This window comes from Dermabacter sp. HFH0086 (genome assembly GCF_000413375.1).
Classification (GTDB): domain Bacteria; phylum Actinomycetota; class Actinomycetes; order Actinomycetales; family Dermabacteraceae; genus Dermabacter; species Dermabacter hominis.
The window spans coordinates 2,150,049-2,171,611 of the sequence record NZ_KE340308.1 but is presented as its reverse complement, the minus strand read 5'-3'; the positions used below and the strand labels follow the sequence as shown (position 1 = coordinate 2,171,611).

The window sequence follows — 21,563 nt, the reverse complement described above, 5'->3', positions numbered from 1 at the left end:
GTGGTGCGCGGCGAAAACGCCGCACGTGTGCGCCACTATTCTACAGTTTTCTCCTTCGCGTCTGCCGAGGCAGAAGCCTAGCGAGAGGACTGCAGAGCCTCGAGGATCGCGCCGTGAAGTGGCCCGTTACTCGCGATTGCACTCGCCCCGTAGGGGCCGTCTGTACCGTCAAGATCGGTAAAGCGACCGTCTGCTTCGCTAATGATCGGCACGAGAGCCGCCATGTCGTGGAGCTTGAGGGAGGGTTCGATCGCGGCGTCAATTCCCCCCTCGGCAAGGAGCATGTAGCTCCAAAAATCGCCAAATCCGCGGGTGCGTTCGACTCTCTGAAGGAGGTTCACGAACTCGCGGAGTTTCCCGGCGCGCGCCCAGCCCTCGAGGCTCCCGTAGGACAGCACGGCTTGCTCGAGATGCTCGGTGGACGAAACATGAAGGCGCTGGGCGGCAGACAGGCGCGGGCCCGTGAAGGCCCCGGCTCCGACGGCTGCCCACCACCGCCGATTCAGTGCGGGCGCTGACACGACGCCCACGACGACCTCGCCGTCTTCCTCGAGGGCGATGAGCGTAGCCCACACGGGAACGCCGCGCGCGAAGTTCGCGGTGCCGTCGATGGGGTCGATGATCCACTTTCGGTTGCTCTCGCCCTGCGAGCCGAACTCTTCGCCGATGACCTGGTCGCGGCTGCGGGTACGAGAAAGTTGAGCGCGAATGAGTTCTTCCGCTGCTCGATCGGCATCGGTCACGATCGAGTTGTCGTCCTTGCGCTCGCGCGTGAGGTCTTCAGACTTGAAACGCGACATCGTGAGCTGGTCGACGGAGTCGGCGAGAACGTGGGCAAGGCGGATATCGTCCTGGTGTGCCGAGGCCATACGTGGTTTCTCCTTCGCTCGGGTGGGCAGCTACAGGGCCCAGGGGTCATTGGTGCGCAGCGTCGAGTTGAGGCGCCTGAAACTGGCGAGTCGGGCGGGGCCGGCGCTTCCCGCGCGCCCGTCGGCGACGAGTGCATCGAGGGCGCAGCCCTCGTCGGCACTGATGTGGGTGCAGCCGCGCGGGCACTCGTCCATGAGGGGAGCGAGGTCCTCGAATGCGGATTCGAGTTCTTCGGGGCTCACGTGGCCAAGGCCGAACGAGCGTACCCCGGGCGTGTCGATCACCCAGCCGTCGCTGCTCGGAAGGCGCAACGCGAGGGCGGAACTTGAGGTGTGGCGCCCGCGGCCCGTGACGGCGTTGACGTGGCCCGTTGCGCGGTCGGTGCCCGGCACGAGCGCGTTGATAAGCGTCGATTTGCCGACCCCCGAGTGGCCCACGAGTACGCTCAGATGCCCGCTGAGGCGTTCGCGTAGCGCGTCGATACCGGCGATGCTGCCGTCGGCATTCATGTGAGTGGTGAGGTGGTCGATGCCGAGTGGAGCGTACCTTTCGAGGAACGTCGCGGGGTCAGCGAGGTCGGCTTTCGTGAGGCACAGCAGTGGCGTGATACCCGCGACATAGGCAGCGACGAGGCAGCGGTCGATCATGCCTCCGCGCGGTTCGGGGTTCGCGAGGGCCGTCACGATTACGAGAGTGTCTGCGTTAGCGACGAGGGGGCGCTCGCTCGCGTCGTCATCGTCGGCGCTTCGGCGCAGGAAGCTTGTGCGTTCGCCAACCTCGACGATGCGGGCGATCGTGTCGGTGCGCCCGGAGGTATCGCCCGTGAGACGCACGAGGTCGCCGGGCACGATGGGGGTGCGTCCGAGGGCACGGGCGCGCATGGCGGTCACTGCGCGTTCGTTCGCGGTGCCTTCCTCAGCGATGGTGCGCCAGCGGCCACGGTCGACTCCCACGACACGCGCGGTGATGGCGTCGGCATAGGTGGGGCGTTCCTTCGTGCGGGGTCTGGAGCCGCGACGATTGGGGCGCGAACGCACCGAGGATTCATCAAAATCCTCGTAGTTTGTGAGATTTCCTGCGCGCCTCACCACGTGTTCCCCGCGGGGTTTTCCATGTGCAGCATTGAGGTCCACATTCCCACGAAGTCGGGAAGGGTCTTGTTCGTCGTGTCGACGTTTACGACCCGGATGCCGGGAACGCGCAGCCCGATGATCGCGGCGGCGGTTGCCATGCGGTGGTCCTCGTAGGTTTCGAAAACGGTGCCCGTCATGGGGCCCGGCGTGATCTCGAGGAAATCCTCGCCCTCGTGAACGCGCGCGCCAAGTTTTGTGAGCTCGACGGCGAGGGCGTGGACGCGGTCCGTCTCGTGGCCGCGCAGGTGCCCGATCCCGGAAAGGCGACTCGGAGTGTCGGCGAGAGCGGCGAGGGCCGCGATGGTGGGGGTGAGCTCGCCGACGGCCGCCAGGTCAATATCGATCCCGCGCAGGGGACCCGTGCCCGAAAACTCGACGTCCGGCCCGATGCGCTCGACGCGCGCGCCCATGAGGGGGAGGATCCTTCGGAATTCATCTCCCGGTTGGGTCGTCAGTTTCGGCCAATTCTCAATCGAGATGGTGCCGCCGGCAACGAGGGCCGCGGCGATGAACGGGCCCGCGTTGGAAAGATCGGGCTCAACGGTAACCGGATCGGGCAGGCGCAACTCTCCTGGTGTGACGGTCCATTCGTGGTGACCATCCGTGACCTCGTGGCGAGCATCGATACCGCATTCGCGAAGGAGTGCGAGGGTCATCTCGATATGGGGGAGTGAGGGGAGGCGCTCGCCGACATGGCGAATGGTGAGGGGGGAATCGGCGCGGACGGCTGTGAGAAGGAGAGCAGAGACGAACTGGCTCGAGCCGCTCGCATCGATCGTCACCGTGCCGCCGCGAAGGCCGTTGCCGTGCACCGTGAAGGGCAAGAATCCTTCCTGGCCGTGGCATGTCACCTCGACGCCCTGCTGGCGAAGCGCATTGAGAAGCGCTGCCATGGGGCGCACGAGCGCGCCTTCATCGCCCGTGAACGTCACAGGCCGGCCCGCGAGCACGGCAAGCGGCGGCACGAAACGCATGACCGTTCCCGCAAGGCCGCAGTGAATCTCGAGTGGCGCCTCGTCATCGATGTTCGGCGCACCGGGCATGAGCGGCTCCACGACGAGCGTGCGATCGCTTTTGCGCACATTCCCGCCGAGCGCCTCGAGCGCCTCGATCATGAGGTGTGAATCGCGAGACGCAAGTGCCCCCACGAGCGCGGTGGGTGTGCTCGCGAGAGAGGCGAGCACAAGCCACCTATTCGTGAGGGACTTCGAGCCGGGAATGCTGACGTGAGCGTCGACGGGCCCGTGGGCAACGGGCGCCGTCCACTGAACGTCAGACACGAAAAACCTCGAACTCAGGCAGCGCTCTTGATCTTCTTCGCGAGCGTGCGGTCGAGCTCGTCGAGGCTCTTCGACGACTTCTTCTTGTTCTTCTTAGCGGCCTTTTCGAGCTCGCGCTGCTTTTCGGCGGCGGACTTCTGGGCGCGCTCGATGGCCTTGTCAACGCGGTAGGCGAGCGAGGGCTTACCGTCGGTGTCGACAGCGGCGAGGAGAATGCCACCGAGGAGACCAAGGTCGCCGGCGATCGCACGCAGCTCCTCGGTGCGCTCGGTGCCCTTGAGCTCCCAGACACGCTTGCGGCCTGCGAGGCCGACCGTGGTGGTGAGAAGGAGGGTGGCGGAGGCAAGGCGCGGCTTCTTGTTGAGCGCGAAGGCAGCGCCAGCGACAGCGGCAAGGCCACCGGCGGCGCGAAGAATCGTTTCGGCGTCGGTCGGGAGCGGGCTCTTGGAGACCTGCTCGTCGATGTCGGCGATCGTTATGGGAAGAGCATCGAGAACGCGATCCGGGCGGATGGCGGTCTGCACACCCTCGAAGATGAACGGTGCGGCGAGAAGGGGACGTGCGATGCGGCGAACGAGGGACATGCTTTCCTCAGCTTCCTTAGTAAAGCCATGCGAATCGGAACACGCCAAGACTACCGCACCGCATGAAACTCCCACCTGAACAGCGTAGAGTCGAAGCGATGAGCGAGAACGAGAAGTTCCCCGATCCGGGGAACGATGTGGAGGGTGCTGTGGAGCGCGATGGACAGGCTGCCGCAGCACAGGCGGACACCGAGTCACCCACGACGCTCAGCCCCGAGGAATTTGAGCACGAGGCGCTCAGCCACATCGATGCACTGTATTCGGGTGCGCTTCGCCTCACGCGGCATCAGCACGACGCCGAGGACCTGGTTCAAGATACCTACGTCCGGGCATTTCGCGCTTCCACGAGCTTCAAGGCGGGTACGAACATGCGCGCCTGGCTTTTCCGCATCATGCACAACGCCTTCATCTCGTCGTACCGCAAAGCGCAGCGCCGCCCCAAGGAGTCCGGAGGCGAGCAAGTTGAAGATTGGCAGCTTGCCCGCGCGGCCTCTCACGACAGCACGGGGCTTCGCAGCGCTGAAGCCGAAGCACTCGCGCTTCTTCCCGAAGGCGATATTCAAGACGCGCTGAACGACCTCCGTGACGACTACCGCGAAGCGGTCTACCTTGCGGATGTCGAGGGATTCTCATACAAGGAAATCGCCGAGATCATGGGCACGCCGATCGGCACCGTGATGTCGCGTATCCACCGGGGGCGCGGGCTCCTGCGCGCTTCGCTCGAGCAGTACGCGCGCGAGCGCGGCTATTTGCGCGATGCCGATTCCGCCGCGGCCGAGGAGACGCAAGCGTGAAGGGAATAAAAGGTGCACGTGAGGCGTTCAGTGTCCGTGCAAACGCCGCGAGACGCGGCACCGAGTCGGCAGGGCTGAGACCAACGGAAGGGGCTACTCGTGGGTGATCCAGCGCTTGAGCGCCTCATGGATCGGGTCGATCGCGCCCTCACCGGGCGGCTGAGCGACGCCGAAGCGGTTGAACTCGAAAGCCACCTTGGAGAGTGCGCCGCATGTGCGCGAGAAATCGAGCAGGCGCGACTTGTTCGCCAGCTTTTGCGCGCGTCATGCGCGGGTCGTGCCTCCGAAGAACTTCGCGAGCGCGTGCGTGGTTCGGCGCGCACCCTCACCTATCGCGAGGTGCGCGTGAGCTATGGGCCCGACGGCACCGTGCGCAGTGAATCGATCGCCGTGACCCGCACGAGTGAGGGTCCCGCGCGCGGCTGACTGCTTCGCCACCATCATCGAAGAAACGCCCGGCTGACGATGTCAGCCGGGCGTTTTACGGATTCGCGTGCCGAGCGCGTTGCTCAGGCGCCGGGGCGCTTACCGTGGTTCGCGTTGTTCTTCCTACGCGACTTGCGCTTGCGTCCGCGCTTGCTCATGGCACTCTCCTTCTCGTTCGATTCGTGAGTCACTGCCCGCACATCAGGTGCGAAGGCAACCCCGGTATTGTCTCACACTTCACGCGCGTGACCGCGGGGGTCATGCCGCGAGGGGATCAACATCACGCGGGGTTGATGCCTACTGCGCCGCGAGAAATTCCGAGAATTCGCCGTGAAGCACGAGCCACGTAATGAGCCCGTATCCGGTTTGCGACGGCAAATCGCGCGGCGAGCGCGCGACATCGGCGAGGAATTGATCGTGGTTGGCAAGCGCGGCCGCTGGGTCCACGTAGGGGATGCGGCGGCGTGCGCACACGTCGTGGAAAGCGTGCGAAAGCTCCAGGATCGCGTCGGTGCGTTCACGGTCCTTCGAGGGGGCAGGGCCTACGACGAAGACGGGAATCCGAAGGTGGCCGAGGCCGTCGAGGACCGTTGCGAGATTGAGGCGCGAGCGCGCGATGCTAATGCCAGCGTCGAGGTCGGCGCGGCCGAGAGCGATCACGACGCGGTGCTGCGTGTCATCGCTTTCGCCCGTGTTGTGAGTGTCGAGCAGGCGAGTGACGTCGGCTTCCCATCGCCGTGCGAGTTCCGCGGTTGTTTCGCCGGGGATCGCGGCGGTGTAGGAGTCCACGAGATCGCCCGAACCGTTGTGCTGGGCGAGGGCGCGCGTGAACCATCCCATCGCGCGTTGGTCGCCGGCGCCGGCGAGCATTTCATCGCCAAGCGCGATGACGCGAACGCGCGGCTGTGCTGGGGCGGGGGAAGAAGTCACGTGCGGTCCCTTCGGTTGGCTTCGATGGCGGTTGCGGCGGTGGAGGCCTTGGGGCGGGGTTCCGACGCTTGCCCACGACCCGATGGCGCTCCTACGCGAGTGGGAATTCCCTCTACCTCTCGAGTGTGTCCTGTGAAAAGGCGCGGTCGAGAAGTTCGCGTTGCTCAACAAGGTGCCTCTTCATGGTACCCGCTGCGGGGCTCGCCGAGGCGGGGCGTGCGAGTACATGCAGCCGCGCGGAAATGTCGCGGGGAAGATTCATCGCGAGGTGGCCCCACGCGCCTTGATTGAGTGGCTCCTCCTGGACCCACGTGAGCGGGACGTCGCCGAATGGGGCGAGGGCGTCGCGCAGCGCGTCGCTCGGGAGCGGGGCGAGCTGCTCGAGGCGCACGATTGCCGTGGTTTCATCGCCGCGCTTCTTTCGCTCCTTGTCGAGTTCCCAGTAAATCTTGCCCGAACACAGCAGCACGCGCGTCACGCTCTCGGCGTTGCGGCCTCGGTCGGGAACCACCGGCATGAACGTTCCGGAGGTGAATTCTTCGACGCTGCTCGCTGCGGCTTTGTTCCTCAGCATCGACTTGGGCGTGAGAACGATGAGGGGGCGCTTTCGGGGGCGTTTCGCCTGTCGGCGAAGCAAGTGGAAGTAGTTCGCCGGCGTTGAGGGTGCGACGACGCGCATGTTCTGTTCGGCGCACAGTTGGAGGAGGCGTTCGGGGCGCGCGGAGCTGTGGTCGGGGCCCTGGCCTTCATACCCGTGGGGGAGCAGGAGCGTCACGCCGGAACGCTGACCCCATTTTTGCTCGCTGCTTGCGATGAACTCGTCGATGATCGTTTGGGCGCCGTTCGCAAAGTCGCCGAACTGCGCCTCCCAGAGCACGAGGGAATCGAGCGCTTCGACCGAGTAGCCGTATTCGAATCCGAGGGCCGCGAACTCGCTCAGCGAGGAATCGAACACGCTGAACGTTGCTTGCTGGCGGTCGATGTGCTGCAGCGGGGTCCACGTGTCCTGGGTTTTACCGTCGATGAACACGGCATGGCGCTGGGTAAACGTGCCGCGCCGTGAATCCTGGCCGGCGAGGCGAACCGAGCAACCTTCGACGAGGAGAGAGCCGAATGCGAGGATCTCTCCGAAGCCCCAATCAATGCCGCCTTGACGGCTCATCGCGATACGCCTGGTCGCGAGCTGCGCGATCTTGGGGTGCGGCGTGAACTCGTCGGGGTAGGCGGCGTGGGCATCGGCGATCTTCTCGAGGATGTCTCGACTCACGCCCGTGTCGAACGCGGGCACTTCGTGCGCTGGTTCGCTCGCCTGTTGCGAATCGGGCAGCTCGAGCCCGCGAACGCTCGCCCCCGTCACACGGGCGCCCGCGCGGGAGCCGGCGAAAGCGTTTTCGAGGTGAGAGTGGAAGTTCTCGACGACGCCTTGAAGCTCGTCGTCGGAGAGGTCGCCTCTCTCGAGCAGCGTTGCCGTGAACAGATTGCGTACGCTCGGCTTGTTGTCGATGATCTTGTACATGAGCGGCTGGGTCATCGACGGGTCGTCCCCCTCGTTGTGACCGCGGCGGCGGTAGCACACCATGTCGATCACGATGTCGCGGTGGAATCGCTGACGGTACGCGAATGCGATTTCGGCAGCCCGCACGACGGCCTCGGGGTCGTCGCCGTTGACATGGAAAATCGGCAGCTGCGTGCCCTTCGCGATATCGGTCGAATAGAACGAGCTGCGCGATGAATCCGGCGATGTCGTGAATCCGATTTGGTTGTTGACCACCACGTGAATCGTGCCGCCCGTGCGGTACCCGCGAAGCTCGGAAAGGTTGAGCGTTTCGGTCACGACCCCCTGGCCGGCAAACGCCGCGTCGCCGTGCACGAGGATCGGCAGGATGGGGAAGTCGAGCGTGCGGTTCGTGGAGCGGTCTTGCTTCGCGCGCACGATCCCTTCGAGAACGGGGTTGACGGCCTCGAGGTGGCTCGGGTTAGCGGCGAGGTACACCTTCGTGCTGTGGCCGTCCCACGACGTGAACGAGCCCTCGGTGCCGAGGTGGTATTTGACGTCGCCCGAACCGAGTTCATCGGCATCCTCCGTGCCTTCGAACTCCTGGAAGATCTGCGCGTGGCTTTTGCCCGCGAGATTTGCGAGGACGTTGAGACGCCCGCGGTGGGACATGCCGATGCACACTTCGTCCATCCCGGCGCGCGCAGCGCCCGACATGATGGCGTCGAGCAGCGGGATCATCGCTTCGCCACCCTCGAGCGAGAAGCGTCGCTGGCCCACGTACTTCGTTTGAAGGAACTGCTCGAAGGCCTCGGCGGCGTTGAGCCGATCCATGATGTGCGTGAGCTCTTGCTTCGTGAACGGCTCGCGAGGACACTCAATTTGCGCCTGGAACCAGAGTCGTTCTTCGGGGTCGGTGAGGTGCATGTACTCGACCCCGGTTGTGCGCGAGTAGGCATCGCGAAGCTTCTCGATGATGTCGCGAAGGGTTGCCCTGTCGGTTCCGCCGAAGCCGCGCGTGGGGAATGTGCGGTCGAGGTCCCAGAGCGTGAGGCCGTAGGTAGAGACGTCGAGGTCGGGGTGTTTCCGCTGGCGATATTGGAGAGGGTCGATGTCGGCGACGAGATGCCCGCGCGTACGGTACGCGTGGATGAGATCCATGACGTGCGCGAACTTTTCCTGCTCGGAATCTTTGAGCGGGTTGTCGGGAACCCATTGGATCGGCTCGTACGGCACGCGCATCGATGTGAAGATGCGCTCGTAGAAACCATCGAGGCCCATGAGCTTGGTCGCCATGACCTTGAGGAACTCGCCGGAGGTTGCACCCTGAATCACACGGTGGTCGTAGGTCGAGGTCAGCGTCATGACCTTTGAGATGGCGAGCTGCGCGAGGGTCTCGGGGCTCGCCCCCTGGAACGCCGCCGGGTAGTTCATGGCGCCCACGCCGACGATCACGCCCTGGCCCTTCATGAGGCGCGGCACCGAGTGGACGGTGCCGATGCCGCCGGGGTTCGTGAGCGAGACCGTCGTGTCCTCGAAGTCGGCAATCGTCAGTTGGCCCGCGCGGGCGCGCTTCACGATCCTGTCGTATTCATTGCGGAACTGCCGGAACGAGAGGCGGCCGGCGCCTTTAATGTTGGGCACGACGAGGCCACGGCGACCGTCGGCCCTGCGAATATCGATCGCGAGGCCGAAGTTGATGTCTTCGCGCGTGAGAAGTGTGGGCTTGCCGTCCCGCATTTCAAAGCCGTTGTTCATGTCGGGGACTTCGCTGATCGCCTCGACCATCGCGTAGCCGATGAGGTGGGTGAAGCTCACTTTGCCATCGCGCATGCGGCGCAGGTGTCCGTTGATGACCTCGCGGTTGTCGAACATGAGCTTGACGGGAATGTCGCGCACGCTCGTTGCCGTGGGAATCGTGAGCGACTCGTCCATGTTCTTGACGATCGCGGCGGCGGGCCCGCGCATTCGGCTCGGCTCGGGTTCGGTAGGTTCGAACGCGGTGAGGGCGGGGATTTCGGTGGTCGGGTTGCGGGGGCGGTCCGACGCTGACGAGATGCCGCTGTGGCTGTGGGTCACCGTCGACTCTTTTTCACGCGAGCAGCGTTCGGCGGGTTCGGACTTTGTAGCCGGGAGTACCTCGACGGGCTCATGGGTGTGCCCCGTTTCGGGGGGCTCGGGGCTGGGACGGGTGCCCGTGCGCGGGTGAGACGTGAAATACGCCGCCCATGTGGGGTCGACGCTGCGCGGATCCTGTTCGAACTGCGCCCGGAGCTCGTCGACGAGCCACTGGTTAGGCCCGAAGGAGTTCTCCGGTTCTTCATGCTGAGCGTCGCTCACGACCCCTCGCCCTCTTTCGATGTGGGAAACTGCTAACGTCCAACACTAACCGAGAGTACGCCCCTCAACAGAGGGGATGTTCGGTAGAACGATCCGAATCGTTGAACTCGGATCCGTCGCGCCACGCCCGGGATGGTCGATGACGTCGATCGTTCCGCCGTGCAGCTCGACGGCCCAGCGGGCGATAGCGAGGCCGAGACCCGTACCGCCGCTGTGGTCGGGGCTTCCCCCGCGCTCGAACCTTTCGAACACGGTCTCGCGGTCGGCCTCGGCGATTCCGGGGCCCTGATCGCGCACTTCGATGGCGACATGCTCGCGGTCCTCGAGCCTCCACGCCCGCACGTAGATCGTTCCTCCGCTCGGCGAATGCCGGGACGCATTGTCGAGGAGGTTCGCGATGACCTGTTGGATGCGTGCGGGATCGGCATCAACGGTCAACTCTTGCGGCCGCACGTCGATCACGAAGCGCACGTCGCGCTCTTGGGTGCGGGCGGCAAGCTGAGCGGTATCGACAGCCTCATGCAAAAACGGCGTGAGCTCAATCCGCTCGCGTTCGATATCCACGACTCCCGCCTCGAGTCTCGAAAGGTCGAGCAGGTGGGTCACGAGCCTCGTGAGGCGCTCGGTCTCGCTGAGCGCGATCGCGAGGCTTTCGGTCGTGGCGGGGGTAACGCCGTCGACCATATTTTCGAGCTGGCCCCTCAGTGCCGCGACGGGCGTGCGCAGTTCATGGGAGACGTTGGCGACGAGGTCTCTGCGTAGCTCGTCCGTGCGGGCGAGCTCGGCGGACATCGAGTTGAAGGCCGACGCTAGCTGGCCCACCTCGTCGCGAGATTTTGTCGTGACACGCCTGCCATAGTCACCCATCGCCATCGCTTTAGCGGCGACGGTCATTTCCCGCAAGGGGCGCGTCATGCCACGCGCGAGGATCTGGGTGACAAGGAGCGCGGCGAAAACCGTGAGGGGAATGAAAAGCAGGGGGCTCAGTCCTGCGGCCGATCCGGCCCAACCGAGGAGGGCAGCAACGAGCACGGAGACGGCAACGATGACCCCGAGTTTGACCTTGAACGCGCCAAAGCGCTGAAGGGGCGATCCGTCGAGAGCCTGCGTCGGAACCTTCACGCGAGCGAGCCCTCCGGAACTTCGAGCGCGTACCCGACTCCGTGCACGGTCCTCACAAGATCGCTGCCGAGTTTGCGGCGGAGCGCCTTGACATGGGAATCAACCGTCCGCGTGCCCGTAGCGTCCACCCAGTCCCACACGTCTTCGAGGAGCTGCTCGCGCGTGAGCACGGTGCCGGGGGCGAGAGCGAGGCACACGAGGAGGTCGTATTCGGTGGGGGTGAGGTGTGCCTCGGTTCCGCCCCGCGTGACTCGCCTCGAATCGCGGTCGATGTGGAGGTCGCCGAGCTCGATCGTGGAGGGCGCATTGGCGGTTGCGGGTGCGGAGGAGCTTCGGCGCACGCGCCGCACGAGAGCCTTGAGTCGCGCGACGAGTTCGCGCATCGAGAAGGGCTTGGTCATGTAGTCGTCGGCGCCCACACCGAGCCCCACGAGCATGTCGGCCTCTTCATCGCGGGCCGTGAGCATGAGCACCCCGAACTCGCCGAGACCGCGGACTCGCCTGCACACTTCGAGACCATCGAAGCCTGGGAGCATGACGTCAAGGACGACGGCATCGGGCTTGAAGTTCTCGATCGCCGTGACGCCCGAGGGGCCATCGTGAGCGATTGCGACTGCCCACCCTTCGGCGCTCAGGCGGTCGCTGATCGTGCGCGCGATCGTGCGCTCATCCTCGACAACGACGATCCGGGCGTGTTGCTCCGCGGCGCTCGCGGGGGTGATTGAGGTCCTCATCATGCTCCCAAGCCTATTGTGTGAATCGACCCGTCACTGTGAAGGAATCGTGCACTATAGTGGCGCCTACGATGAACGAGAACGATTCACCCCCTCGAAGTTGCATGCCCCCTCACCGAGGTCGCTCGTGCGGCGCTTCATTCCTGTGTGTCGTGAGCGGTGAGCGGGCATCATGACCTGGATCCTCCTCGGCGTGGGGCTTCTCCTCACCGCCGGCACCGCTATTTTTGTGGCCTCTGAGTTCTCCCTCGTTGCGCTCGATAAGCACACGGTTGAAAAGGCCGTGGCGCGCGGTGATAAAGGCGCGAGGGGCGTCATGAGCGCTCTCACGCACCTTTCCACGAACCTTTCGGGTGCCCAGGTGGGTATCACCATCACGACGTTGATCTTCGGTTTCGCGGTTAAAGACCCGCTGACCGAAGTCCTCTCGAGCCTACTCGCCTTCACCGGCATGGAAGCATCACTTGTCGCCACCACTGCGCTCACTCTCGCGATGGTGCTCTCCTACGGTTTCTCGGTCGTGTTCGGTGAGCTCATCCCCAAGAACCTTGCGATCGCCGCGCCTTTTGAAACGGCGAAGATCGTGGCGCCCCTTCAGCACGGCTTCACGATCGCGCTCAAGCCGCTCATCATGATGTTCAACGCGACCGCGAACTTCTTTTTGCGCTTGCTTGGAGTCGAGCCGCAAGAGGAGCTCTCGGCTGCGCGCTCACCCGCCGAGCTCGATTCGCTCGTGAGGCACTCGGCCCAGGCGGGCACGCTCGATGAGGGCACGGCGATTCTTCTTTCGCGCACGCTACAGCTGGCCGATCGCACTGCCGCCGACGTGATGACGCACCGCGGTGCGATGATCAGCATCGATATGAGCGAGCCGGCGTCGGAAGTGCTCGCCCTCACCGCTGACTCCGGCAAGTCCCGCTTTCCCGTGACTGACGAGAGCGAAGATGACGTTGTGGGTATCGTGCAGGCGCGCCAGGCGATCAAGCTTCCTCGCTCCGCACGCTCGAGCACGAGCGTGAAAGAGATTATGAGCGAGGTCGTACGGGTTCCTGAAACCGTCGGTCTTGATTCTCTGCTCGAGGACCTCCGCGCCCAGGGTGCGCAGCTCGCCGTCGTGATCGACGAGTACGGCGGAACCGCCGGGATCGTCACCCTTGAAGACGTAATCGAAGAGATCGTGGGCGAGGTATCTGACGAGCACGACACCGACGAGCCCGAACGCTTCGCGCAGGGCGGGATCGACGAGTGGACCCTCTCGGGCCTTATGCGTCCCGACGAAATTCGCCGCGATATGGGCGTGATCATTCCTGAATCGCCCGACTACGAGACGCTCGGCGGGCTCATCATGGACCGTCTCGAGCGACTCCCGCGGGTTGGTGACGTCGTGGAGGTCCCCGGCGTACGATTCGCGGTCACTGCGCTCGACGGCCGACGCGTGGACACGGTCGATATGAAACTGCTCTCGGACGAAGCGCGTGCACGCGTTGACGACGAGGAGGGGGACGACCATGAGTGATCTTTCCGCGCTCCTCATCGGCCTTGCGATGCTCGCTGGTAACGCCTACTTCGTGGGGGCCGAGTTTGCCGTCATGAGTGTGCGCCGCAGTCAGCTCGAGCCACTCGCGGCCGAAGGCAAGTCCGGCGCGAAGACGGCGCTGTGGGCGATCCAGCATGTCTCGCTCATGCTCGCAACCGCCCAGTTCGGCGTGACCGTGTGCTCCGTGACGCTCGGTGCGGTTGCAGAACCCGCGATCGCGCACTTGATTGAACCGATCTTCGAGAGTTTCAACGTTCCCGAGGCGCTCGTGCACCCGATCTCGTTCACGATTGCGCTTCTGATCGCGAGCTACCTTCACGTGGTGCTCGGCGAAATGGTGCCGAAGAACCTTTCGATCGCGCTTCCGGTGGGCTCGGCGCGGCTCCTCGCACCCCCGCTCGTGTGGCTTACCAAGATTCTCCGACCCGTGATTTGGCTTCTCAATGCCACCGCGAACGCCTCGCTGCGTCTCATCGGAGTTGAGCCACAAAACGAAGTATCCTCACAGTTCACGGCCGAGGACATCGCCGCGATCGTGGACGAATCTGAACGCGAGGGGCTCCTTGACGATGAACAGGGTCTGCTCAAGGGAGCGATCCAATTCTCCGATCACGTTGCGGGTGATGTCATGGTGCCCATGGATGATGTGGTGACCGTCGGCTACGGCATCACCCCCCAGGAGTTCGAGGAGATCGTGGCGCGCACGGGCTTCAGCCGCCTCGGCGTGAAGAACGATGCGGGGGACCTCGTGGGCTACCTGCACCTCAAGGACATGATCGTGCTCGATGACGAGGACCCGGCCGTCTACACCACACCGGTAAGCCCCGGGAAGGTGCGCGCGGTCGTGTCGGTTGCCGACGACGACGACGTGGAAGAGGTGTTGCGCGCGATGCAGTACAACGGTGCGCACATGGCTCGCGTCGACTCCGCGAACCATCGCAGCGTGGGCGCGGTATTCCTCGAGGACGTCCTTGAAGAGCTCGTGGGCGAAGTCAATGACGTCATGCAGCGTCAGCGGCTCGGGGGATCGCGACCGACGGCCGCGCGCCCCTCACCCGCACAGTAAAGACGTGTGACGCTCGACACGGGTGACTGTGGGCAGTTAAGTGCTGTGGAGGGGCTTTGCGCGCCTGAACCGTGATGGGAGAGACGCCGACGGTAAAAATTCGGCAATCACTCGGCCAGGTGGGACGGTTGGGGCTCTTCGCGGGCCTACGTTAGTAGTGGCTTGAAAAGCGGAGCTTCCCCCTCCGCAAGAGCTCGCGCGAGAGATGCTCGCGCGACCACCGAACATTGGCAAGGCAGAAGGACACTCAACGTGGCGAAGCATCGCGCAGCCGGAAGGGCACAGATGAGGCCCCTCCAGCCGGCACAGGGGACACGACGCAACTCGGAGGCTGCGAGCTCGGCCATGAAGGTCGGCGTTGTGGGCGCCCTCGCCACGGCGACAATTGCCGTTCCTCTCGCCGCTGCCGCCGCCGATCAGGGCACGGCCCTTCCCTCGAGTGTCGAGGCCACATCGCAGCCCGTTGCCTCCAAGGCGCAGGACGTTGCTTCGCCAGCCCCCGCCGCAAAGGCGGCGATCCCCGCGGCCACCCAGACTGACCAGATTAGCTACGCGGATACCACCATCGAGGGGAATCTTGAGGTGAAGGCTGATTCGCCTCTCACCGCAAGTGGTCTCAATGCTGGCGATGTTGCCGGCGAGGGCCAGTGGCAAAAGCCCACTCCCGGCGCGCCTATAACGTCGCCATTTGGCTACCGTATTCACCCGACCCTCGGGTACCGCAAGATGCACGATGGCGTTGACTTCGGTGCGAACTGTGGCACCCCCGTCTACGCCGCTGAGTCCGGCACCGCCTCGCTCGCCGGTTACAAGAGCTCCGCGAGCGGCAATGCCGTCGTGATTGATCATGGCAACGGCGTGGAAACCGAGTACTACCACCTTTCATCCGTATCTGTGAGCGCTGGTGACACGATCGAGAAGGGCCAGCAGGTGGGAACCGTAGGCTCCACCGGCCGGTCGACGGGATGCCACCTTCACTTTGGCTTGCAGAAGGGCGAAAGCCACGTCGATCCGATGTCGCTGTGGCGTTGAGCCCGGTCGTTCTTGGAGTCGAGTCCTCGTGCGATGAGACCGGCTTCGGCATTGTCAGTGAGGGAAAGCTTCTAGGTCAGGGGCTTGCCTCGTCCGCTTCGAAGCACGCGGAATTTGGGGGAGTGGTTCCCGAGATCGCGGCACGTGCTCACCTCGATGCGGTTGTCCCCACTCTCCAGATCGCGCTTCAAGACGCGGGCGTTGAACCGAAAGACATCACGCACGTGGCAGCAACATCCGGCCCCGGCCTCGCTACGGCTGTGCACGTGGGGCTTGCAGCGGCAAAGTCGATTGCGTGGGCTCTCGACGTTCCGCTCTACGGCGTGCACCACCTCGCTGGGCACGCTGCCGCGGACACGCTCGAACACGGGCCACTTCCCGAACACAGCATCATCCTGATTGTCTCGGGCGGTCACACGTCGATTCTCGAAGTTCGCGACCTCGTTCGTGACCCGATCGTGCACCTTGGTGACACGCTCGATGACGCCGCGGGTGAGGCCTTCGATAAGGTTTCCCGCCTGCTCGGTCTCGGTTACCCCGGCGGTCCCGCAATCTCGAAGGCTGCCCTCGAGGGGGACCGCGAGGCGTTCCGGTTCCCGCGCGCGATGCTCCGTGCGGGTGATCACCCGTACACGTTCTCGTTCTCGGGAGTGAAGACGGCCGTGGCCCGGACCGTGGAGCAGATCGAGCGCACCGGCGCCGCTGTTCCCGTCGCGGACATTGCTGCATCCTTCGAGGAGGCGGTCGTAGACGTGCTCGTGACCAAGGCTGTGAAGGCGTGCCAGGAGAAGAAGCTGAGCACCCTCGTCATGGTTGGTGGCGTCGCCGCGAACCGGCATCTTCGCAAGAAGGCGCAGGAGCAGTGCGACAAGCTCGGCATTGAGCTTCGTGTGCCACCGCCGAGCCTGTGCACCGACAACGGCGCGATGATTGCCGCCGTCGGCGATCTTCTTGTGCGCAGCGGCGCCGAGCCGAGTGGCCTCGGTATCGCGGCGGATCCGTCGGCGGTTCTTCACGGCGCCCAGCTGCCTGTTCCCGCCTAGCGCATCACGTTTCGCGCCCTCAGGGCGCGCCCCGTGCCCGATCTTGCTAGACTGGCACGGTTGCCCGCGTAGCTCAGTGGATAGAGCGTCTGCCTCCGGAGCAGAAGGTCGTAGGTTCGAATCCTGTCGCGGGCGCCATCACCCCCTTTGTTTCGTCGTGCTAGGTTTTTCCTATGACGGATACCGAGTGGGCGCCGGCTCTGACGATCAACGGTGAAACCTCGTACGAGGCTAAGCGTGAGTGCGAAATCGGCTTAGAGCGCACCATCGAGCGCATGGACGGGGAGAACCTCCACTCGCTCGTGCTATGGCACTACCCGGCAGACGAGGAGTTTGCCAGCCCCGACTATCTCGACCAGTACCTTCAGTGCGCGGGCACTGCCGAGCGCCTCACGATCGAATTTCGTTACACCAGGTCCGACGGCACCTACGTGCACTTTGTTCTTTGTCGTGAAGAGCCGGAGGGCGATGAAACCTCGGCGATCCATCCCCGCTACCCGAGCATCCAGGTTTATCCCGAAGACGTCTGGACCGCAGCAGAAGCCGCCCCCATCTTCGATTACTACGCTCGCGAAGTGATGATTCCCGATTGGGTGCTGGGGCGCGAGCTTGACGTGTAAATCTCAAAGGCTTCCCATGCTGAGCGACTCTTTGACGCGGTCTTAGGGTGTCGTCGTGGCAGAAACGGGGATGGCGACCGATGGTCGGCTCGAATCCCGGCATGGACTGCCAAAGAGTTCCAATGGTCTTCGACTTCAACGCCGAAACGGCGGGTGATTCGCAGGGCATTGTTGCGAATCTGCGCACCATGTGGTGTAGCTTCCGCGGGTCAGCTTCGCAGCACCCCGAGAAGTTTCGCGTCGGCGCCGGCGCCGAATCTCTGCTAGTATGATGCCAACAGTTCAGCCCGCCACGGCAGTAGTTGTGAGTGGGCTGGATTTCTATCTGGCAAAGAGGTGCAGGCCTTGTGAGTAGGTCGCTTAAACCCGCGATGAAACTCGATCAAGCACTCAAAGCGCGCGGTAGCACCAATGTGTTCGAGGTCCTCCGCGCCGAGTTCGTCGCGAACGCCCTGCCAGTCTATGGGGTGCTCTTCGAACGCGTCGCCACCTACGCGATGCAGAACTACTAGGAGATTGGTCCCGCGCGAAAGGTGAAACCTTGAGGCCTAAAGTTTCACGAACGCTTCGGCGGTGACACTTTAGGCCCTAAAGTGTCACGCCCGCCTTACTCCGCACGCTTCGCAAGCAGCTGCGCGAGCAGCTCCTTCACCTCTTCGGGATCGGCGATGCGGAAGCTCGCCGCGGTCTCGCCGCCGCCCACCTTGATGGTGAGGTCGCTTTCGCTGGCGCGGTGGAACACGGACTCGTCGGTCACATCATCGCCCAGGTAGAGCCACGCGTCGCACGCACACGCACGGGCAAGCGCTTCGATCGCTTCGCCCTTCGTCGCGGGGATCACCGAGAACTCCACCACGGCCTTTCCTGGCGTGACCTTTGCGTGGCGGATCGAGCGTGCATACTCGAGGGCTTCTTCGGTCGCGTTCGCGGCGCCGCGGCCCTTCGCGTTGCGCGTGTGGAGCACGGCGGCCGTGGGCTTTTTCTCTACCTCGGTACCCGGGTACTTGCGGGAAATCCGCTCGAGAGCCGCCGTGATGGTCTCCAGCTGCGAGCGGCGCTCATCCGTCATCGAGAGCGACGAGGAATCGAGAATGCCCGCATCCATGCTCTCGGGAAGCGCCCCCACCTCGGCACCGTGCGAGCCAATCAGCACAACCGAACTCGGCATTTCCGTGAGCGAATCGAGATCTTCGAGAGAACGGCCCGATACGAGGGCAACGTTCGTGCCGTCGAGGCCCGAAAGGGAGCGAAGCGCCTGAAGCGATTCGGGAAGGGCGCGCGCCTCATCGCGGTTCGCCACGATCGGTGCGAGAACTCCGTCGAAATCCGAAGCGACCAGCACGCGCGGCGTTGCTGCGAAAGACTCGAGTGCAGAATCGAGCTCGGCGCGAGGTGGGCAAGTGTCGGCACTGAGAGTGGGGCGAGCCGGAGCCTTCCTGGCTTCCGCACTGCGATTCCCGCCCATGCGCTCGAGTGATTCGAGGAAGTCAGCTGCCCACCGCTGCACGTCGTGATCAAACACCTGGCGGCGAAGCGAACGCATGTTGTCTTGCTGCTCCTCCTCGCTCATCGCGAGCGCGTGGAGGATCGCCGATTTGAGCTCGTCAATGTCGTGTGGGTTCACGAGGGTCGCGGCGCGAAGCTCATCGGCGGCGCCCGTGAACTCCGAAAGCACGAGAACGCCGCGCTCATCGATGCGCGAGGCGATGTATTCCTTCGCCACGAGGTTCATGCCGTCGCGAAGGCTCGTCACGAGCACCACGTCCGCGCACATGTACAGCGCGGTCATGTCGGTGCGGGGGAACGTGCGGTGCATGTACGAGATGGCGGGGCGGCCAATCGGGGCGAAGTCACCGTTGAGACGGCCGACGGTCAGCTCGATCTCATCGCGCAGCTGCTTATAGGCGTCGACCCTCTCGCGCGAGGGGGTCGCGACCTGGATCATCGTGACCTCGTGCGGGTCGATCGCGCCGTCGTTGAGGAGCTCGCCGTAGGCCTTGAGGCGGTGGCGGATGCCTTTCGTGTAATCGAGGCGATCCACGCCGAGCACAACCTTCTTCGGGTTGCCGAGCTGCTCGCGAATTTCCTTCGCCCGCGCGAGCACAGCCGGGTCCTTCGTGAGCTCGTCGTACACGCTCACGTCAATGGAGATCGGGAAGCAGCGCGCTTCGACCGTCCGGTCGTCTTCAAGGCCGAGGCCCGGGACGATGATCTGGTGCTCGTTCGCGCGGTAGCCGAGGATCTGCCGCACACACGTCGTGAAGTTGATGGCATCCCGCTCGCGCTGGAAGCCGAGCAGATCCGCGCCGAGCAGACCCCGCAAAACCGAGTCTCGCTTTGGCAGCTGCGCGAAAAGCTCGAACGGGGGGAAGGGAATGTGGTTGAACCAGCCGATCGTCACGTCCGGGCGGAGGCTGCGGATCATCTCGGGAACCAGTTGTAGCTGGTAGTCGTGCACCCAGATCGTGCCACCCTCGGCCGTTGCGGCGGCAGCGGCCTTCGCGAACTTCCGGTTCGCCTCGACGTAGACGTCCCACCAGGTGCGGTGAAAGTTCGGGTCGGCGATCACGTCGTGGTAGAGCGGCCACAGCGTGTCGTTCGAGAAGCCCTCGTAGTATTTTTCGACTTCTTCGGCCGTGAGGGGCACGGGCACGAGATGCATGGTGTCGATGTCGAACGGATCGATGTCTTCACCTGCGCCGCCGGCCCAGCCAACCCACGCGGCCGATTCCGCGTTGCGCATGACCGACTCCATCGCAGTGACGAGACCGCCCGGGCTCGTGACCCACTCGGTCGAACCATCGGGAGCCGTTTTGCGATCGACCGGGAGGCGATTGGCGACGACAACGAGGGATGCGCGGGACATGATGCTCCTTTTCCGAGGCGCGTGCTTCACCTCCTGACGCTACCAATCCCGGATGGATGCTTATGTAAAGGCGTTCGTCTTTGCACGTGGACACGACCTCGGAGCCGCGGGGCCTCGACCTAGGGTTTTGGCCAACGAATGTCCCCTAGAGCAAGGAGTAGACATGCGCGCACACGAGGCGGGAGCCCTCCACGGGAACGATCTCGTTCCCCAGTGGTTGCCCTACCCGAGCGACGTCAACCACCTGATCGACGGGCTCTGGAGCGAGAAGACGACGCGCAACGAAAGCGGCGAGGTCGAGATCGCGGGCGTTGGCGTGGGCGAGATTAAGGAGCGGTTCGGTACGCCCACCTTCGTGATCGACGAAGAGGATTTCCGCTCCCGCGCGAGGCTCTTCCGCGCAACGTTCGAGAAGGCTTTCGCACCGCTCGCCGGGGTGGACATGAGCTACGCGAGCAAGGCCTTCCTCTCCATGGCGGTCGCGCGGTGGGTACGCGAGGAGGGGCTCGGGTTAGACGTGTGCTCGGGTGGGGAACTCGCGATCGCGCTGCGCGCGGGGTCCGACGCCAGCCGCCTCACCTTCCACGGAAACAACAAGAGCGATGCTGAGCTCACCCTCGCCATCGAGACCAGAGTTGGACGCATCGTGATCGATTCTCTCGACGAGATCGACCGCCTTAATGCCATTGCCGCTCGCCTAGGGGCCTCCCAGCCGGTGCTGTTGCGCGTGACTTCGGGAGTTGAAGCCCACACACACGAGTTCATCTCGACCGCGCACGAGGATCAGAAGTTTGGCATATCGATTACGACGGGGGACGCACTCGAGGCGATCCGTCGCGTCGAGGCCGCGGACGCGCTCAGGCTCGAGGGCCTGCATTCGCACATCGGCTCGCAGATCTTCGATACCAACGGCTTCGAGGTCGCGGCGAGGCGCGTGCTCACCCTCGCGAAGGAAGGGCGCGAGGCGATCGGACGCCCTCTTACCCACATCGTTCTCGGCGGCGGCTTCGGGGTGATGTACACAACCCAAAACACGCCCCGAACGGCCGAGCAACTGGCTGAGCAGCTCGCCGCGATCGTCGAAAACTCCTGCCGCGCACTTCAGCTGGAGATCCCAAGGCTCGGCTTCGAGCCGGGTCGCGCGATCGCTGGCCCTTCGACCCAAACGCTCTACACGGTGGGAACGCTCAAGGATGTCGAGCTCGGCGCCGGGCAACAGCGCCTCTACGTCTCGATCGACGGGGGCATGAGTGACAACATCCGTACAGCCCTCTACGACGCTGACTACTCGTGCCTGCTGTCCAATCGCACCTCCGAGGTCGAGCCTCGCGTTGTGCGCGTCGTCGGCAAACACTGTGAAAGTGGCGACATTGTCGTGAAAGATGAATACCTGCCCGCGGACGTGAAGCGAGGAGATCTCATCTCCGTGCCCGTCACGGGTGCCTACTGCTACGCGCTCGCCTCTAACTACAACTGTGCGTTGAAGCCCGCCGTCGTCTCCGTCAAAGACGGCGAGGTGAGCGAGATGATCCGCCGCGAAACTCTCGAGGACCTGCTCGCGCGCGACCTGGGGTAACGGTAGGGGAGAGGACAGCGTCGGGCCCTCGTCCCCGACACTCGCTACGCTTGAGGTGATGCACGCACGCGATAAGCCCGTGCGAGTGAGTAAGCGAAGCGCCGCGAGCACCACC

Annotated in this window: 20 protein-coding genes and 1 tRNA gene; 11 read left to right on the top strand and 10 right to left on the bottom strand. The window is 64.3% G+C overall.

Going from position 1 to position 21,563, the window contains the following annotated elements:
- Positions 1 to 77 precede the first annotated feature (77 nt).
- Genes HMPREF1484_RS09590 through HMPREF1484_RS09575 form a run of 4 tightly spaced genes read right to left on the bottom strand, consistent with a single transcriptional unit; the run spans position 78 to position 3,867 of the window.
- Positions 78 to 869 (bottom strand): inositol monophosphatase family protein, encoded by a 792-nt coding sequence (locus tag HMPREF1484_RS09590; RefSeq protein ID WP_016664843.1) that lies wholly within the window; start codon positions 867 to 869, stop codon positions 78 to 80.
- Between the two features lie 30 nt (positions 870 to 899).
- Positions 900 to 1,958, bottom strand: coding sequence for a ribosome small subunit-dependent GTPase A (gene rsgA / locus HMPREF1484_RS09585; RefSeq protein ID WP_016664842.1), 1,059 nt, complete (start codon positions 1,956 to 1,958; stop codon positions 900 to 902).
- Positions 1,955 to 3,283: a 3-phosphoshikimate 1-carboxyvinyltransferase gene (aroA, locus tag HMPREF1484_RS09580; protein ID WP_016664841.1), complete on the bottom strand. Its 1,329-nt coding sequence runs from the start codon at positions 3,281 to 3,283 to the stop codon at positions 1,955 to 1,957. The genes rsgA and aroA overlap by 4 nt, the downstream gene beginning before the upstream one ends.
- 14 nt (positions 3,284 to 3,297) lie before the next feature.
- On the bottom strand, positions 3,298 to 3,867 hold the full coding sequence (locus HMPREF1484_RS09575; protein ID WP_016664840.1) for a DoxX family membrane protein: 570 nt from the start codon (positions 3,865 to 3,867) through the stop codon (positions 3,298 to 3,300).
- Between the two features lie 98 nt (positions 3,868 to 3,965).
- On the opposite strand from HMPREF1484_RS09575, the gene HMPREF1484_RS09570 reads away from it, so the two are divergent.
- Together HMPREF1484_RS09570 and HMPREF1484_RS09565 are read left to right on the top strand one after the other, a co-directional pair.
- Complete coding sequence (locus HMPREF1484_RS09570) at positions 3,966 to 4,661, top strand: sigma-70 family RNA polymerase sigma factor (RefSeq protein ID WP_016664839.1); 696 nt, start codon at positions 3,966 to 3,968, stop codon at positions 4,659 to 4,661.
- Between the two features lie 99 nt (positions 4,662 to 4,760).
- Positions 4,761 to 5,087, top strand: coding sequence for a hypothetical protein (locus tag HMPREF1484_RS09565; RefSeq protein WP_034373682.1), 327 nt, complete (start codon positions 4,761 to 4,763; stop codon positions 5,085 to 5,087).
- 83 nt (positions 5,088 to 5,170) lie between these two features.
- Here the strand turns inward: HMPREF1484_RS09565 and HMPREF1484_RS12005 are convergent, their stop codons facing one another.
- From HMPREF1484_RS12005 to HMPREF1484_RS09545, 5 genes are all read right to left on the bottom strand, one after another.
- Positions 5,171 to 5,245 (bottom strand): 50S ribosomal protein bL37, encoded by a 75-nt coding sequence (locus tag HMPREF1484_RS12005; protein ID WP_369707162.1) that lies wholly within the window; start codon positions 5,243 to 5,245, stop codon positions 5,171 to 5,173.
- A gap of 139 nt (positions 5,246 to 5,384) precedes the next feature.
- A complete protein-coding gene (locus HMPREF1484_RS09560) occupies positions 5,385 to 6,017 on the bottom strand; it encodes a GDSL-type esterase/lipase family protein (RefSeq protein WP_016664837.1) in 633 nt (210 codons plus the stop codon).
- Between the two features lie 112 nt (positions 6,018 to 6,129).
- Positions 6,130 to 9,852 carry a multifunctional oxoglutarate decarboxylase/oxoglutarate dehydrogenase thiamine pyrophosphate-binding subunit/dihydrolipoyllysine-residue succinyltransferase subunit gene (locus HMPREF1484_RS09555; RefSeq protein WP_016664836.1) on the bottom strand — a complete coding sequence of 1,241 codons (3,723 nt, stop codon included), beginning with the start codon at positions 9,850 to 9,852 and terminating at the stop codon, positions 6,130 to 6,132.
- A 45-nt stretch (positions 9,853 to 9,897) separates the two neighbouring features.
- Positions 9,898 to 10,974 carry an ATP-binding protein gene (locus HMPREF1484_RS09550; RefSeq protein ID WP_016664835.1) on the bottom strand — a complete coding sequence of 359 codons (1,077 nt, stop codon included), beginning with the start codon at positions 10,972 to 10,974 and terminating at the stop codon, positions 9,898 to 9,900.
- Entirely contained in the window at positions 10,971 to 11,711 is a 741-nt protein-coding gene (locus HMPREF1484_RS09545) for a response regulator transcription factor (RefSeq protein ID WP_016664834.1), read from the bottom strand. Before HMPREF1484_RS09545 ends, HMPREF1484_RS09550 begins: the two co-directional genes overlap by 4 nt.
- 169 nt (positions 11,712 to 11,880) lie before the next feature.
- Here HMPREF1484_RS09545 and HMPREF1484_RS09540 point away from each other — a divergent pair, with 169 nt between their 5' ends.
- The 8 genes from HMPREF1484_RS09540 (at position 11,881) to HMPREF1484_RS11585 (ending at position 17,518) form a co-directional block, all read left to right on the top strand.
- A complete protein-coding gene (locus HMPREF1484_RS09540; protein ID WP_016664833.1) occupies positions 11,881 to 13,224 on the top strand; it encodes a hemolysin family protein in 1,344 nt (447 codons plus the stop codon).
- A complete protein-coding gene (locus HMPREF1484_RS09535; protein WP_016664832.1) occupies positions 13,217 to 14,311 on the top strand; it encodes a hemolysin family protein in 1,095 nt (364 codons plus the stop codon). Before HMPREF1484_RS09540 ends, HMPREF1484_RS09535 begins: the two co-directional genes overlap by 8 nt.
- A 252-nt stretch (positions 14,312 to 14,563) precedes the next feature.
- A complete protein-coding gene (locus HMPREF1484_RS09530) occupies positions 14,564 to 15,343 on the top strand; it encodes a M23 family metallopeptidase (protein WP_016664831.1) in 780 nt (259 codons plus the stop codon).
- Entirely contained in the window at positions 15,334 to 16,386 is a 1,053-nt protein-coding gene (tsaD, locus tag HMPREF1484_RS09525; RefSeq protein ID WP_016664830.1) for a tRNA (adenosine(37)-N6)-threonylcarbamoyltransferase complex transferase subunit TsaD, read from the top strand. The genes HMPREF1484_RS09530 and tsaD overlap by 10 nt, the downstream gene beginning before the upstream one ends.
- Before the next feature lie 62 nt (positions 16,387 to 16,448).
- Positions 16,449 to 16,524, top strand: a tRNA-Arg gene (locus HMPREF1484_RS09520).
- A gap of 35 nt (positions 16,525 to 16,559) precedes the next feature.
- Entirely contained in the window at positions 16,560 to 17,006 is a 447-nt protein-coding gene (locus HMPREF1484_RS09515; RefSeq protein ID WP_016664829.1) for a hypothetical protein, read from the top strand.
- Between the two features lie 101 nt (positions 17,007 to 17,107).
- Complete coding sequence (locus tag HMPREF1484_RS11835) at positions 17,108 to 17,278, top strand: hypothetical protein (RefSeq protein WP_156979628.1); 171 nt, start codon at positions 17,108 to 17,110, stop codon at positions 17,276 to 17,278.
- Positions 17,279 to 17,353: 75 nt separating this feature from the next.
- Positions 17,354 to 17,518: a hypothetical protein gene (locus tag HMPREF1484_RS11585; RefSeq protein ID WP_016664827.1), complete on the top strand. Its 165-nt coding sequence runs from the start codon at positions 17,354 to 17,356 to the stop codon at positions 17,516 to 17,518.
- Between the two features lie 95 nt (positions 17,519 to 17,613).
- Here the strand turns inward: HMPREF1484_RS11585 and HMPREF1484_RS09510 are convergent, their stop codons facing one another.
- Positions 17,614 to 19,872 (bottom strand): bifunctional alpha,alpha-trehalose-phosphate synthase (UDP-forming)/trehalose-phosphatase, encoded by a 2,259-nt coding sequence (locus tag HMPREF1484_RS09510; RefSeq protein ID WP_016664826.1) that lies wholly within the window; start codon positions 19,870 to 19,872, stop codon positions 17,614 to 17,616.
- 163 nt (positions 19,873 to 20,035) lie between these two features.
- Between HMPREF1484_RS09510 and lysA the strand changes: the two genes are divergently transcribed.
- Positions 20,036 to 21,448 (top strand): diaminopimelate decarboxylase, encoded by a 1,413-nt coding sequence (gene lysA / locus HMPREF1484_RS09505; protein WP_016664825.1) that lies wholly within the window; start codon positions 20,036 to 20,038, stop codon positions 21,446 to 21,448.
- The last annotated feature ends 115 nt before the right edge of the window (positions 21,449 to 21,563 follow it).